This is a genomic window from Nonomuraea sp. NPDC003754, from assembly GCF_053605785.1.
This window is the reverse complement of record NZ_JBSGJX010000028.1, coordinates 25,414-37,829: the sequence shown is the minus strand read 5'-3', so window position 1 is coordinate 37,829 and position 12,416 is coordinate 25,414. Positions and strand designations below refer to the sequence as shown.

Sequence of the window (12,416 nt, the reverse complement as noted above, 5' to 3'; positions counted from 1 at the left end):
ACTCTCCCGGGCCGGCCCGGGACCCCAGGCGAACTCCTCCGGGCCGGGCCGGGGTCTCCGGGCGAGCCCGCCCGCGCCCGGAACAGCACGGTCCTAAACTGGGCCTCACCGGGCACGGGGCACCTGCGCGGTCTTCCTCGCCCGGCGGCTCTGGCGCCGTCCGACCCGGACGCGTGCGCGGGCGGGGGGTGCCTGGTGGACATGCCGGCGATCTTGATCGTCACCGCGGCGATCTTCCTGTGGGGCGTCGTGTCGGCCCGCCTCCAGCGCGCTGATCTCACCGCGCCGATCGTCTTCGTCGCGATCGGCTGGCTGTTCGCCGCCGTCGGCCTGGTCGCCCCGCCGATCGAGGCCGCACGGATGTTCAAGCCCCTGGTCGAGTTCACCCTGGTGTGGGTGCTGTTCTCCGACGCGGCCGGCGTCCCCCTCGCGCAGGTGCGTCGCGACCTCGGCCGGTATCTGCGCCTGCTGGCGGTCGGGCTGCCGCTGTCCATCCTCGCCGGCTGGGCGCTGGCGAACTGGTTCTTCCCCGGCCTTGGCATCTGGCTCGCCCTCCTGGTGGGCGCCGCCCTGGCGCCGACCGACGCCGCCCTGGGGCTGCCGGTCGTCACCAACCCGGCCGTGCCGGTGGACGTCCGCCGGCTGATCACCGTCGAGAGCGGCCTCAACGACGGCATGGTCACGCCCGTGGTCATGTTCGCGATCGCCGGCGCGGCGTCGGCGGAGGGCGTCGAAGGCGCGCCCGGCCTGTGGGGGGCGCTCGCCGAGCTGGGCGTCGGACTGGCCGTGGGTGCCGGCGTGGGCCTGGCCGGCGGCTGGGCGCTGCGGTGGACGCGACGCCGGGGATGGGCCGCCGAGGACTTCGCCGGCATCGCCGTGCTCGCCCTGGCACTGGTCGCCTACGCCGCCTCCCTCGTGGTCCACGGCAACGGGTTCGTCGCGGCCTTCTGCGCGGGTCTCGCCTTCGGCGCGGTGGCGGGCCGGCGCGGCCCCGAGGAGCTGGTGTTCGTCGAGCAGACCAGCAGCCTGGTGTCCCTGCTGGTCTGGCTGGCGTTCGGCGCGTTCGCCGTGCCGACCATGATCGACCGTGCCGACCTCGTCCTCGTGGCGTACGCGATCGCGAGCCTCACGCTCGTGCGGATGGTGCCCGTCGCCCTGGCCTGCGCCGGCTCCGGCCTCGACCGCAACACCGTGCTGTTCGTCGGCTGGTTCGGCCCGCGGGGGCTCGCCTCGCTGGTCTTCGCGCTCCTCGCCGTCGAGGAGCTCGGGCCCGCCGCCGACCAGGCCGTCGCCATCATCGGAGGGACGGTGCTCATGAGCGTCCTGGTGCACGGCCTCAGCGCCGGACCGCTGGCGTCGCGGTACTCCAGAGCCCTCACACGCGGAGGCGACGGACCGGCGCCGGAGGAGAGGCAAGTCCTGGGCTGACCCGCGACCCCGACCGGCCGCCTCCTACCGCGTGCCCGGCACGACGCCGCACGCGCCCCTCTGCCCGCGCCCGCGCACGCCCGGCCCCCAGGGCTGGTCGGCACGACCGGACACCCGGCAGCCGGCCCTGGTCGGCACGACCGGACGCCCGACCGCCGAGCCTGGTCGGCACGACCGGACACCCGACCGCCGGCCCTGGTCGGCACGGCTGGCGGGCGGCGCCCCGTCAGGCACGCGTAGGGATTCGCGGATCGTCCGTCAACATCCCGTAGCGGCGGCACCCGCCATCCGCGCCGCGCCGGATAGTGGGAGTGATCCCACACCAGGAGGAGACCGTGACGGTGCGGAACCCCGAGCGCAGCCGACCCCCGGATACGCGGGCATCGCTGGGACGTGGCATGGAGCAGTTCCACCACCCCCGGCCGGTCTGCACCGGCTACCACGACCAGCTCCGGCCGACGCCGGAACGGCAGTTCCTGATGACCGGGCTGAGCGGAACCGTGCTGGAGATCGGGGCGGGCGACGGGGTGAAGCTGGCCTGCTACCCGCCGAGCGTCGACGAGATCATCCTGGTGGAGCCGGACGCCTTCCTCCGCGCCGCGGCGGCCCGGACGGCGGCCCCCGTACCGGTGCTCATCCTGGACGGTGACCTGGACCGGCTGCCCGTCCCCGACGCCTCCTGCGACAGCGTCGTCTGCTCGCTGGTCCTGTGCTGCGCGTCCCGTCCGGAGCGAACCCTCGCGGAGATCAGGCGGGTGCTGCGCCCGGGCGGACAGCTGCGCTTCTACGAGCACCAGCGGTCGGCCAGCCCGATCCTGGCGTTCGCCGAGGGCCCGGCCACGCCCCTCTGGTCACGCGCGGCCGGTGGCTGCCATCCCGCCCGCGACACGTGAGCACCGTCGACGGGGCAGGTTTCGTCATCGAGCGGCTGGACCGCTTCACCTTCCGCCGCGTCTGCCACGTGCTCGGAAGCACCCGCCCACGCCGGTGACGGGCTGGATGCCCGCGCAGTGACGAGCTGGACGCCCGCGCAGGTGACGGGCGCATTGCCCGCGCCGGTGACGAGCTGGACGCTCGCGCCGGTGACGGACTCGATGCCCGCGGCGATGCGGCCCGCGGCCGAGCACGGCCGCCAAGCAGGCACTGTTAAGTTTCTTTGCAAAGATCTTGATTGCCTGCTTGACATGCCAGGCCCTCCCCACTGAAATATCACATATCCGTAACGCGTGCTATGCGCCTCGCCCATGCCTGGCGTATCCGCGCCGATGTCAGTGGTTCCGCTGAATCTACCGCTGCCCGGCGCCTGCACCGAACCGCAACCCAGGCGGCCACGGCCGCCCCCTTCGGCGCCTGCGAAGCACGACCGAAGACGAATGGAGGCTCACCCATGACAACGACGCCAGGAATGGATCGCATCAGCATCGCCGGTCGTCGCCGTACGGGTGATCCTCGTCCTGACCTCACGGGCCTGCGGGTCGTCTATCGCGCCATGCGCGAGGATCTGCACAGGCTCACCGATCTCGTCACGGAACTGAAGGACGGCAGAGCGGCGATCCCGGCGGAGCGGGCTGTCGCGATCCACGAGTACATCGCGATCCTCACCGAGGAGATCGCCCGGTTCCACGACTACGAGTCCGGCAGCCTGTGGCCGGTCGTCGCCACGTCTGCGGGCGGGGCCATCAGCCTGGAGCCGTACCTCGCCCACCAGGTGGCGCTGGCCCCGCTGCTGGAGGAGGCGCGGGCGGCCGCGGCGAGGTTCGCGCACTCCCCCGCCGCGGGTGTGGCGCCGCTCGCCTCGGTCCTCAGGGTGCTCGGCGACCGGATCGAGGAGCACACGCTGCACAAGGAGCAGGACATCCTGCCGGTCATCGCGACCTACGTCTCCGTGGCCGACTACCGGATCCCGGGCAATCGCTGGCGGGAGGGCATCAGCCGGCGCCGGCTCAACTGGATCTCCTCCTGGGCCGAACGCTTCGCGACGGCGCAGGAGCGACGCCACCTCCACCAGACGGCCGGCGCCGTGAGCACCCAGCTCATCCCGGCGGTGCTGCGCCGGCGCGCCTTCAACGCCCTCGAACGCCGCGTCTTCGGCACGCGGGCGGAGGGCCCGCCCCGGCCGTCGCGGATCTGACAGCTCACGACGGCCCGTTCGATCAGGACTGCCCCAGGACCGCCGCCGACCGGATGACGCCGATCGGGTGTCTCCCCGCGGCCTGGTGGCCGGCCGGTGCCCGGAACGGATCCGTTGTCGGCGCGGCGGGGCGGAGGATGCCCGCCAGGTCGGCCACGCGCCCGTTCCGCCGGCGTGCCGGGTCCGCGCGCGCGTGCTAAGGTGTCGATCACTGATGTCAGGTACCGGATGAAGGGGAGGTGAGGTTTGATGACCGCGGTGAAGACCGCTGCGCTGCGCAGCGCCCGGACAATCCTCACGTCCCGGGCCCCGGTCTGACCCATTCCTGCCCTCCTGCCGTGAGCCGTCCGGCTCGTTCAGGCGGGTGACACCTGAGTCGCGCCGGGGTCCCTTCCCGCAAGGTGTCTCACGTTGACTTCTTCTTTCTCGAACTCATCCACCCTGTCCCGGTACGGCTGGACGCGAGCGCTCGACGATGCCTTCGCCGGCCACCGCGAGGCAGGCCTGGTTCCCGCGCGGATCCTGCGCGTGCATCGCGGCTCGTGCGACGCGATCGCCGAGCACGGCCTGGTCCGAGCCACGATCCCGGCGTCCAGGTCCGCAGATCCCCTGGACGCGCCGTGCACCGGCGACTGGGCCGCGCTGCGCCCCGACCGGGATCCCGAACTGGTGGCGCTGCTTGCGCGGCGCAGTTCGGTCGTGCGCGCGTCGGCGGCCCGTTCCTCCCACGGGCAGGTGCTGGCCGCCAACGTCGACACCGTCGTCGTCGCGGTCTCCCTGGCCGCCCCGTTGAACGCCGCCCGCCTGGAGCGGTTCCTCGCTCTGGGCTGGGCCGGCGGCGCCCGGCCGGTGATCGCCCTGACCAAGGCCGATCTCGCCGCGGACGCCGCCGCCGTGGAGAGCGAGGTCCGCTCGCTCGCGCCCGGCGTGGACATCGTGGTGACCAGCGTGGCCACCGGCCAGGGGATGGATGTCCTGGCCGCGCTGCTGGGCGAGGGCACCACGGTGCTGCTCGGGCCCTCCGGGGTCGGCAAGTCCAGCATCGGCAACGCCCTGCTGGGCGAGGAACTGCTGGCCACCGGCGCGGTGCGCGCGCAGGACGGCAAGGGCCGCCACACCACCGTCCGCCGCGAGCTGGTCCCCCTTCGGGCTGGCGGCGTGCTCATCGACACCCCGGGCCTGCGCGCGGTGAGCCTCCATGACGCGGCCGACGGCCTCGAGCAGGTCTTCGCCGAGATCGAACGGCTCGCCGAGTCCTGCCGCTTCGGCGACTGCGCCCACGACACCGAGCCAGGCTGCGCCGTACAGGCCGCCATCCGGGCGGGCGAGCTGGCCGAGCGCCGCCTGGACGGCTACCGCAAGCTGCAACGGGAGGCCGCCTGGGAGGCCGCGCGCACCGACGCGAGGCTCCGCGGCGACCGCGTCAACCGGCAGAAGGCCATCACCAGCCATCTGCGCGCGACCTACAAGTTCAGGGACCAGCAGCTGTGAACGGCGACGGCATCGTCCCGCCGCTTCCCCCGACTCACACCGAAACGGATACCACCGCCATGACCATCACCTGGTTCACCCGCTCCGAGACCGGCGCCGACCTCGGCCCGATCCGCGAGGTCAACCTCGCCGCCTTCCCCACCCCGCAGGAGGCCGACCTGGTCGAGGCGCTGCGCGCCGACCAGGGGGCCTGGATTCCCGGCCTGTCGTGGGTGGCGGAGGAGCCCGGCGGCGACGTCGCCGCGTTCGCGCTGCTCACCCGCTGCCACGTCGGCGACTCCCCCGCGCTCACCCTGGGCCCGTGCGCCGTACGGCCGGAACACCAGCGGCGGGGCGCCGGGTCCGCGGCCATCCGCGCGGCCCTGCAGGCCGCCCGCGAGCAGGGTGAGAGCCTCGTGCTCGTGCTCGGCCACGCCGAGTACTACCCGCGCTTCGGTTTCGTCCCGGCCTCCCGGTACGGCATCCGCCCGCCCTTCGACGTCGAGGACCGGTACATGATGGCGCTCGTCCTCGACGCCGCCCGGCCCGTGCCGGCCGGCACCATCAGGTATCCGGCCGCGTTCGGGGTCTGATCATGATCGCCTCGCGCACGTGCCCTGCCCTGGGCCCGTGCGCGGGGTGGCACCGTCTATATGCCTTGACGGGTGTCCGCGCTCGACGCGTGGCTCGAGCCGTACCGGAAGCTGTGGAACTCCGACCTCGACGCCCTGGGCAGCCGCCTCGACGCGACGGCCGGCCCGCGGCACGCCGACCCCGCGGAGGACTGAGCCACCATGACCGAAGCCACCGGATGCTGGACGGCCGCGGCCCGGGGCGGGCGCCACGAGGGCGCGCACACGGGCATGACACCGCCCTGGAAGGTCTACTACGACGGATATGTCGCGGCCGGCGTCCCGTCAGGGGCGCCCGTCCCCAGCCTGGACGACGCCGGCTGACCTGGGCGCGCGGCGCGGCTCCCCACCGGTGCGGGCCGGTCGTAGGAGCGTGCTCCCAGCCGCTGATCGTGCGGGCGCAGGAGGTCGCCCGGCGTCCGCGGGCGCAGCCTGGAGGGGTGAGAATCCTTCTTGCCGCCGCGCTGCTGTGGCCCGCACCGCCCCCGGCCGCCCCGCCTGACCTGCATCCGTGCGCCGCCGCGAGCACCCGATGCGAGGGCGAGATCTCCGTCCCGCTGAACTGGAGCGACCCGGGAGGCGAGCGGATCCGGGTGGCGTTCGCCTGGCTTCCGGCCGCGCGGGCCAAGGGCACCGTCCTCGCCGACCCCGGCGGCCCGCTGCCCGCTCTGCCGGCGTTACCGATCATCGAGGAGACGCTCGGTCCGGTGCTGCGCGACCACAACCTCCTGGTGGTCGAGCCGCGCGGGCAGGGCAGATCCAGCCCGCTGCGGTGCCAGGGGCTCGACCTCGCCCGGCCGTCCACCGTCGCGTCGTGCGCGGCCCAGCTCGGCCCGCGCGCGCAGTACTTCGCCACCGACCAGGCCGTGTCGGACCTCGACGCCGTACGGCAGGCGCTCGGCGTGCCGAAGGTGAGCTTCTACGGAAACTCCTACGGCACGCTGTTCGCCCAGGCCTACGCCGCCCGCTTCCCCGACCGCACGGCCGCGGTGTTCCTCGACAGCGTCGTCACCCCGTCCCCGGCGGGCCACGCGACCTGGCCGATCAGGTTCCGCCTGGACAACCTGGACCTGGTGTGCCGGTCGTCGTCCGCGTGCGCGCGGCTGCCCGGCGAGGCCGGCCGGACGTTCGCCCGCCTGGTGAAGCGGGTCCGCGCGCACCCCGACCCCGAGCTTCCCATGCGTGCCCTCGTCGCCTTGAGCCGGTCGCCGCAGGAGGCGACCGTCGGACGCGAGCTGGCCGCCGCGACCGTCTCCTACCTGCGCGGCGATCGGGCGCCCCTGCACCGGCTGGCCGAGGTCGTCAGGGCGATGCCCATGCCGCCGACCGCGGGAGCCGAGTGGGCCGGCTACGTCGCCTATCTCTGCAACGACGGCGCCTTCGCCTTCGACCGGACGGCCGGCGCGGCGCGGCGGGCCGCGCAGCTGGCCGCCTACCACGCCGGCGAGCGGCCGACCTACCCGTTCACGCTGGCCGAGCTCGGGGGCATGACGCCCGCCCACCTGTGCGTCGACTGGCCCACCCCGCGCGACGAGCCGCCCGTGCCACCGGCCGCCGCCTTCCCCGCCGTCCCCGCGCTGGCGGTCGCCGGCGACTTCGACACGCACGGTCCCGCCGAGGTCTCCCCGGTGATCAGGCGCTTCCCGCGCGGCACCCTGCTGCCCGTCCGCTACGGCGCGCACAGCATGGCCTGGAGCGAGGGCTGCGCCCGTACCATCCTGCGCGCCTTCCTGTCCGACCCCGGCCGAGCGCCGGCCGTCACCGGGTGCGACCTGGCGAACTACACCGCCATCGGGTCCTTCCCGCTGTCCGGCGCGGACGTGAAGCCCATGCCCGCCCGCACCCTCCCGGCGCGGGACCGGCGGCCGGCCGCCGTCGGCTACGCCACCGCGGCCGACGTCCTGTCACGCCGCAACCCGCTGTCCTTCCTCCACGCCGGTCTCACCGAGCAGGCGGGGCTGCGCGGCGGCCGTGTCACGTTCGCCGGCGACGGCCGCGTCATCCGCCTCGACCAGGTGCGTTACACCGCCGACGGCGCCGTGAGCGGCACGCTGACGCTGGGCGAGACCGTGAGCGCCGACCTGACCGTGGACGGGCGGGCGGTGAAACTGTCGTGGAAGCCTTTCCAGGCCACCGAGCGGACGGCGATCAGCGGCTCCGTGGACGGTCTGCCGTTCACCTCCCTCTCCTGAGAAGCCGGGTGGAAGTGGCCTCACGCCTTGAAATTAGAGCATTTCTCCAGAAAAATGCTCTGGCATGACGTCCACAGTGGTGGTGACCGGCGGCAACCGGGGCATCGGGTACGCGGTGTGCGAGCGGCTGGCGGCCGACGGGTTCAAGGTGCTGCTGGTCGCCAGGGATCCGGAGCGCGGCGCGCAGGCCGCGGCGGGCATCAGGGGCGATGTGGAGTGCGTGTCCGGCGACCTCACGACGGTCGCGTCCGTGCGGTCGCTGGCCGAGGAACTGCGCGCCCGATGCTCGCGCGTCGACGTGCTCGTGCACAACGCCGGGCTGTGGCCCAGCCGTCGCACGCTGACCGGCGACGGCCTGGAGGAGTCGTTCGCGGTCAACCACCTGGCCCCGTTCCTGCTCAACCACCTGCTCGAGGACAGGCTCGGCCGCGTGGTCCAGGTCAGCGCGGGACTCTACGTCAAGGGCAAGGCCGAGGTGGGCCGCACCTCCGTGGGCGCCGGCTTCCACCCGATCCGCACCTACGCCGACACCAAGCTGTGCAACGTGCTGATGCTGCCGCTGTTCGCCGAGCGCTGGCGCGAGTCCGGCATCACGATCGACGCCGTGCATCCCGGCGTGATCCGTACCGGTCTCGGCGACCGGCACGGACCCCTCGGATGGCTGCTCAAGCTCGCCAAACGCCGGTGGGCCACGCCCGAGGAGGGCGCCGCCCCCGTCGTACGGCTGGCGCGCGCGAGCGGCACCGGCCGCTACTTCAACCTGGCCGAGGAGATCCCGCTGCAGGGTCCGGCGCTGGACGGCGAGCTGGCCGAAGGTCTGTGGAAGGAGGCCGAGGCGCTAACGTCGGCGGGGTGACCAGGCACAGGCGCAGCGAGGAGACGGTCCGGCGGCTGCTCGACACGGCGCTCGAGGTCCACCCGGGCGACTTCACCCTGCGGGCCGTGACCACGCGCAGCGGCGTGAGCATGGGCAGCCTCTACCACCACTTCGGCAGCCTGGAGGGGCTGGCGGCGGCGCTGTACAGCCGGTGCATGGACGACCTCCTCGACACCCTGATCGCCGCCGTCGAGCAGTCCGCGAGCGCCCGCGACGGTGTACGGCAGGCGGTGCTGGCCTACCTGGGGTTCACCGCCGGCCACCCCGACAAGGCCCGCTTCATCCACGCCGCGCCGTACGCGATCGACCTCGGCCCGCACGCCGAGCGGATCGCGGCAGGCAAGGCGGCGCGCCTGAACAGGCTGGTCGCCTGGATACGCCCCCACATGGACGCGGGCACGGTCGCGAGCCTGCCGATGGCGCAGGTGGAGATGCTCCTGATCGGGCCGGTGGCCGAGGTGACCAGGCGGTGGCTGGCCGGCGCCCCGGAGATCGACCTGGCCGAGTCGGCCCGGCTGCTGCCCGACCGGATCTGGGCGTCGCTGCGCGCCGGGAGCGACACCAGTCGGCGCTGACGGCCGTTCAGATCGTCACCTCGGCCGGTGTCGTCGCGGGGTTCGGCGGAGTTCAGCGGGGTTCAGCGGGGTTCAGCGGGGTTCAGCGGTGAAAGCGCCAACGGGTCGCGCCGTGAGGCTCGGCGGTGGCGACCCCGATGGCGGTCTCGACCGCGAAACGGTAGACGTACCAGGGCGGCGGCCCCGCGCTCGGCGCGCTGTAGGGAGCGGTCAACGCCTCGCCCTCCACTTCGGCGGGCCACCCGCCCGCGCGGTAGCCGCCGGCGACCTTTTCCAGCGTCGCGCTGTCGGTGACCCTGGCCGCCTCACCGTCGAGGACCAGGTCGAGGCCCTCGAGCCGGACGGAGATCGTGCAGGCCGGGTTGGCCGCCAGATTGCGCGACTTGCGGGTGCCGGGTCCGCTGGTGAAGTAGATGTCCTCGTCGAGCCACAGGGCGCCGATCCCCGCGGAGTGGGGGCGGCCTTCGGGCCTGGTCGTCGCGAGGAACGCCGGGGTACCCATCTTGGGCAGGTCGGCCTCGAGGCGCTCGCGGGCCCTGCTCCAGGGCAGCGGCTTGTCGCCGTAGCGGTCGAGGTTGGCGGTCTCGATGGGCTCGCGGTGGGTCATCTCGTCCCTCCAGGTTCATCGCGGCCTTCCTCTTGGACTACCGCGTTTCCTCTTGGACTACCGCGCGACCGGAACTCATCCGTCGCACTGGTCCCACCATGACATGCCCGCTCGTCCACCGTACGGCCGGCGCGAGTTCGTTCCCTCGCACCCGTTGAAACACCATGTTTGCCATGGTGAGAGGGGGTACTCCTCGCGGAAACGGGGTGAGGAGGCGACGGTGACGCAGAGCAGCGGATTGCCCGCCACGGAACACCGGTCCCAGGTGAGAAAGGCCGCCACGGCCAGCGTCGTGGGCACCGCCATCGAATGGTACGACTTCTTCCTGTACGGCACGGCCGCGGCGACGGTCTTCGCCGACGTCTTCTTCCCGAAGTCCACCCCCTACGCCGGTACCCTGTCCGCCTTCGCCACCTACGCGGTGGGTTTCGTCGCCAGGCCGGTCGGTGCCGCGATCTTCGGACACTGGGGTGACCGGATCGGCCGCAAGGCCACGCTGATCATCACCCTGGTCATGATGGGCGTGTCCAGCGCGCTGATCGGGGTGCTGCCCGGCACCAACAGCATCGGGGTGATCGCACCCATCCTGCTCGTCGTGCTCCGCATCCTGCAGGGTATCGCGGTCGGCGGCGAATGGAGCGGCTCGGTGCTGTTGTCGATGGAGTGGGGCAACCAGCGCAGGCGTGGCCTGATGGCCAGTTGGCCGCAGATCGGCGTGCCCATCGGCCTCATCCTCGGCACCGGGGCGATGTCGCTGTTCGCGGCCGCCGCGGGTCCCGCCTTCAAGGACTGGGGCTGGCGCGTGCCGTTCCTGCTCAGCCTGGTGCTGGTCGCCGTGGGCCTGTGGGTGCGGCTGCGGGTTCTGGAGACTCCGATCTTCGCCCAGCTGCTCGAGAAGCGGCAGGTCGCCAAGCTGCCCGTCGTCGAGGTGCTCAAGAGGCACCCGAAGGAGGTCATCCTGAGCGCGTTGCTGCGGGTTTCGGAGCAGATGCCGTTCTACCTCTACACGACGTTCGTCATCACCTACATCACCGCCGAGCAGATCGGGATGAGCAAAACGTTCGCGTTCGCCGCGGTCACCTGCGCGGCGACCGTCGAGCTCGTCGCCATCCCGTACTTCGGGCATCTCAGCGACCGCGTCGGCCGCCGTCGCGTCTACGCGCTCGGCGCCATCGTGCTGGCGGTGATCGCCTTCCCCTACTACGCGCTGCTCAACACCGCCAACGCGACGGTGATCCTGCTGACGGTCATGATCGTGCAGCTCCAGCACTCCATGGAGTACGGCCCGCAGGCCTCCCTGATCGCCGAGAGCTTCCCCACCGGACTGCGCTACGGCGGAGCCGGGCTGGGCTACCAGCTCGCCTCGATCATCGCGGGCGGCCCGGCACCGCTGATCGCCACCTGGCTGCTGCATGACTACGGCTGGCAGGCGATCTCCATTTTCATGATCATCGGTGCGGTCATCGGCCTCGCCGCCACCCTGGCCCTGCCCGACCGTTCCAAGATCGACATCTCCGACGATCGCGCCTACGGCGTCAGCCACGCGTGATCCGAGGTCCGCCCGGTGCGGTCCGGGTGCCGCCGTGTCGCCGTGTCGCCGGCCCGGCGTGGTTCGGCTTCGGGTACCCGGGGGCCGGGCCGGCCGGTCCAGGCGGGCGCGGCACACCCGCCGAACCCTGGAGATCTCTTCTCCCGTCGCGCGGATGGACGACCTGAGCGTTGGCGCGGCTTTCGTCGCGGCGGCCGCCGGCGGGCCAAGGACCCGCCGGCGACGCGAGCGGTCGTCAGGCCGGACGCCCCGCGGGTCAACGTCGAGGGGCTTTGCCCGCGGCCTTGGTCCTGGTGACGATGGCGCCGAACAGGGCGAGGCCGCTGATCACGATGCGCGGCGCGCCCGGCTTGCCGCGCCGGGTACCGCGCTTGCCGAACAGGCCGAACAGGCCGAAACCTCTGACCTTGACCTCGATGTCGTCGGGGATGACGATCTCGGTGCCGCCCCACAGGGCCAGGGCGTTGATCCGGGTCTCGTGGGCGGTGAAGACGGCCTCGGTCAGGTCGATCACGCCGCCGCCGAACATCGACAACACGGAGAAGGTGCGCGGGACCACCCACTGCCCCTCGTGCTCGAACCCGCCGAACACGCCCAGCGCGACGCGGGAGGTGGGCTGCTGGTCCACCACGAGCAGGTCGGTGCGGCCGGGTTCGGGCAGATCGCGGCTCACGCGTTCGAGCTCGGCGTGGGTCTTGGCCGTGTAGACCTGGGTGAGCCGCTGGTCCAGCTCGGCCAGGTCGATCCGGCCCTCGGCGGCGGCCACCCGCACGCGGTCGGCGGCGCGGTCGCGCTCGTGGTCGGAGGCCCGCACCTGCTGGTCCTCCGTGCGCCCGGGATGCTCCGTCATCTTCAGTCCTGTCATGTCCGATCCGCGCCTCGACCCACGCGAGGGCGCCGCCCGGTTCGGGGCGGCTGGGGACATCTTATTAGCCAACTGGAGAATAAGGCGGAC

The 12,416-nt window shown here is 72.8% G+C and carries 13 protein-coding genes; 11 read left to right on the top strand and 2 right to left on the bottom strand.

What is annotated here, in order from left to right:
* The first annotated feature begins 201 nt into the window (after positions 1-201).
* From ACWEVS_RS29840 to ACWEVS_RS29795, 10 genes are all read left to right on the top strand, one after another.
* Positions 202-1,428 (top strand): cation:proton antiporter domain-containing protein, encoded by a 1,227-nt coding sequence (locus tag ACWEVS_RS29840; protein ID WP_452554200.1) that lies wholly within the window; start codon positions 202-204, stop codon positions 1,426-1,428.
* A 398-nt stretch (positions 1,429-1,826) separates the two neighbouring features.
* Complete coding sequence (locus tag ACWEVS_RS29835; RefSeq protein WP_452554199.1) at positions 1,827-2,321, top strand: class I SAM-dependent methyltransferase; 495 nt, start codon at positions 1,827-1,829, stop codon at positions 2,319-2,321.
* 494 nt (positions 2,322-2,815) lie between these two features.
* Complete coding sequence (locus tag ACWEVS_RS29830) at positions 2,816-3,559, top strand: hemerythrin domain-containing protein (protein ID WP_449923783.1); 744 nt, start codon at positions 2,816-2,818, stop codon at positions 3,557-3,559.
* A gap of 411 nt (positions 3,560-3,970) precedes the next feature.
* Positions 3,971-5,050, top strand: a complete 1,080-nt coding sequence (gene rsgA, locus ACWEVS_RS29825; RefSeq protein WP_452554198.1) for a ribosome small subunit-dependent GTPase A — start codon at positions 3,971-3,973, stop codon at positions 5,048-5,050.
* A 59-nt stretch (positions 5,051-5,109) separates the two neighbouring features.
* Positions 5,110-5,622: a GNAT family N-acetyltransferase gene (locus ACWEVS_RS29820; protein ID WP_452416226.1), complete on the top strand. Its 513-nt coding sequence runs from the start codon at positions 5,110-5,112 to the stop codon at positions 5,620-5,622.
* Positions 5,623-5,694: 72 nt separating this feature from the next.
* Complete coding sequence (locus tag ACWEVS_RS29815) at positions 5,695-5,817, top strand: hypothetical protein (protein WP_452554197.1); 123 nt, start codon at positions 5,695-5,697, stop codon at positions 5,815-5,817.
* Positions 5,818-5,823: 6 nt separating this feature from the next.
* Positions 5,824-5,985: a hypothetical protein gene (locus ACWEVS_RS29810; protein WP_449923795.1), complete on the top strand. Its 162-nt coding sequence runs from the start codon at positions 5,824-5,826 to the stop codon at positions 5,983-5,985.
* 116 nt (positions 5,986-6,101) lie between these two features.
* Positions 6,102-7,853: an alpha/beta fold hydrolase gene (locus ACWEVS_RS29805; protein WP_452554196.1), complete on the top strand. Its 1,752-nt coding sequence runs from the start codon at positions 6,102-6,104 to the stop codon at positions 7,851-7,853.
* A gap of 64 nt (positions 7,854-7,917) precedes the next feature.
* Positions 7,918-8,709 (top strand): SDR family NAD(P)-dependent oxidoreductase, encoded by a 792-nt coding sequence (locus ACWEVS_RS29800; protein WP_452554195.1) that lies wholly within the window; start codon positions 7,918-7,920, stop codon positions 8,707-8,709.
* Positions 8,706-9,305, top strand: a complete 600-nt coding sequence (locus tag ACWEVS_RS29795) for a TetR/AcrR family transcriptional regulator (protein ID WP_452554194.1) — start codon at positions 8,706-8,708, stop codon at positions 9,303-9,305. Before ACWEVS_RS29800 ends, ACWEVS_RS29795 begins: the two co-directional genes overlap by 4 nt.
* An 82-nt stretch (positions 9,306-9,387) precedes the next feature.
* Here ACWEVS_RS29795 and ACWEVS_RS29790 read toward each other — a convergent pair whose 3' ends face one another.
* Positions 9,388-9,912 (bottom strand): pyridoxamine 5'-phosphate oxidase family protein, encoded by a 525-nt coding sequence (locus ACWEVS_RS29790; protein ID WP_449923805.1) that lies wholly within the window; start codon positions 9,910-9,912, stop codon positions 9,388-9,390.
* A 220-nt stretch (positions 9,913-10,132) separates the two neighbouring features.
* On the opposite strand from ACWEVS_RS29790, the gene ACWEVS_RS29785 reads away from it, so the two are divergent.
* The gene (locus ACWEVS_RS29785; RefSeq protein WP_452416235.1) at positions 10,133-11,461 is read left to right on the top strand and encodes an MFS transporter; all 1,329 of its coding nucleotides are present in this window, start codon (positions 10,133-10,135) and stop codon (positions 11,459-11,461) included.
* Between the two features lie 256 nt (positions 11,462-11,717).
* Here the strand turns inward: ACWEVS_RS29785 and ACWEVS_RS29780 are convergent, their stop codons facing one another.
* Positions 11,718-12,326 (bottom strand): DUF1707 SHOCT-like domain-containing protein, encoded by a 609-nt coding sequence (locus ACWEVS_RS29780; RefSeq protein ID WP_452554193.1) that lies wholly within the window; start codon positions 12,324-12,326, stop codon positions 11,718-11,720.
* Between the last annotated feature and the right edge of the window lie 90 nt (positions 12,327-12,416).

Bases quoted from the DNA above. Each gene is read 5' to 3' on its own strand.
- ACWEVS_RS29840 (WP_452554200.1), top strand. From the start codon at position 202: ATGCCGGCGATCTTGATCGTCACCGCGGCGATCTTCCTGTGGGGCGTC.
- ACWEVS_RS29835 (WP_452554199.1), top strand. From the start codon at position 1,827: ATGGAGCAGTTCCACCACCCCCGGCCGGTCTGCACCGGCTACCACGAC.
- ACWEVS_RS29830 (WP_449923783.1), top strand. From the start codon at position 2,816: ATGACAACGACGCCAGGAATGGATCGCATCAGCATCGCCGGTCGTCGC.
- ACWEVS_RS29820 (WP_452416226.1), top strand. From the start codon at position 5,110: ATGACCATCACCTGGTTCACCCGCTCCGAGACCGGCGCCGACCTCGGC.
- ACWEVS_RS29810 (WP_449923795.1), top strand. From the start codon at position 5,824: ATGACCGAAGCCACCGGATGCTGGACGGCCGCGGCCCGGGGCGGGCGC.
- ACWEVS_RS29800 (WP_452554195.1), top strand. From the start codon at position 7,918: ATGACGTCCACAGTGGTGGTGACCGGCGGCAACCGGGGCATCGGGTAC.
- ACWEVS_RS29790 (WP_449923805.1), bottom strand. From the start codon at position 9,912: ATGACCCACCGCGAGCCCATCGAGACCGCCAACCTCGACCGCTACGGC.
- ACWEVS_RS29780 (WP_452554193.1), bottom strand. From the start codon at position 12,326: ATGACAGGACTGAAGATGACGGAGCATCCCGGGCGCACGGAGGACCAG.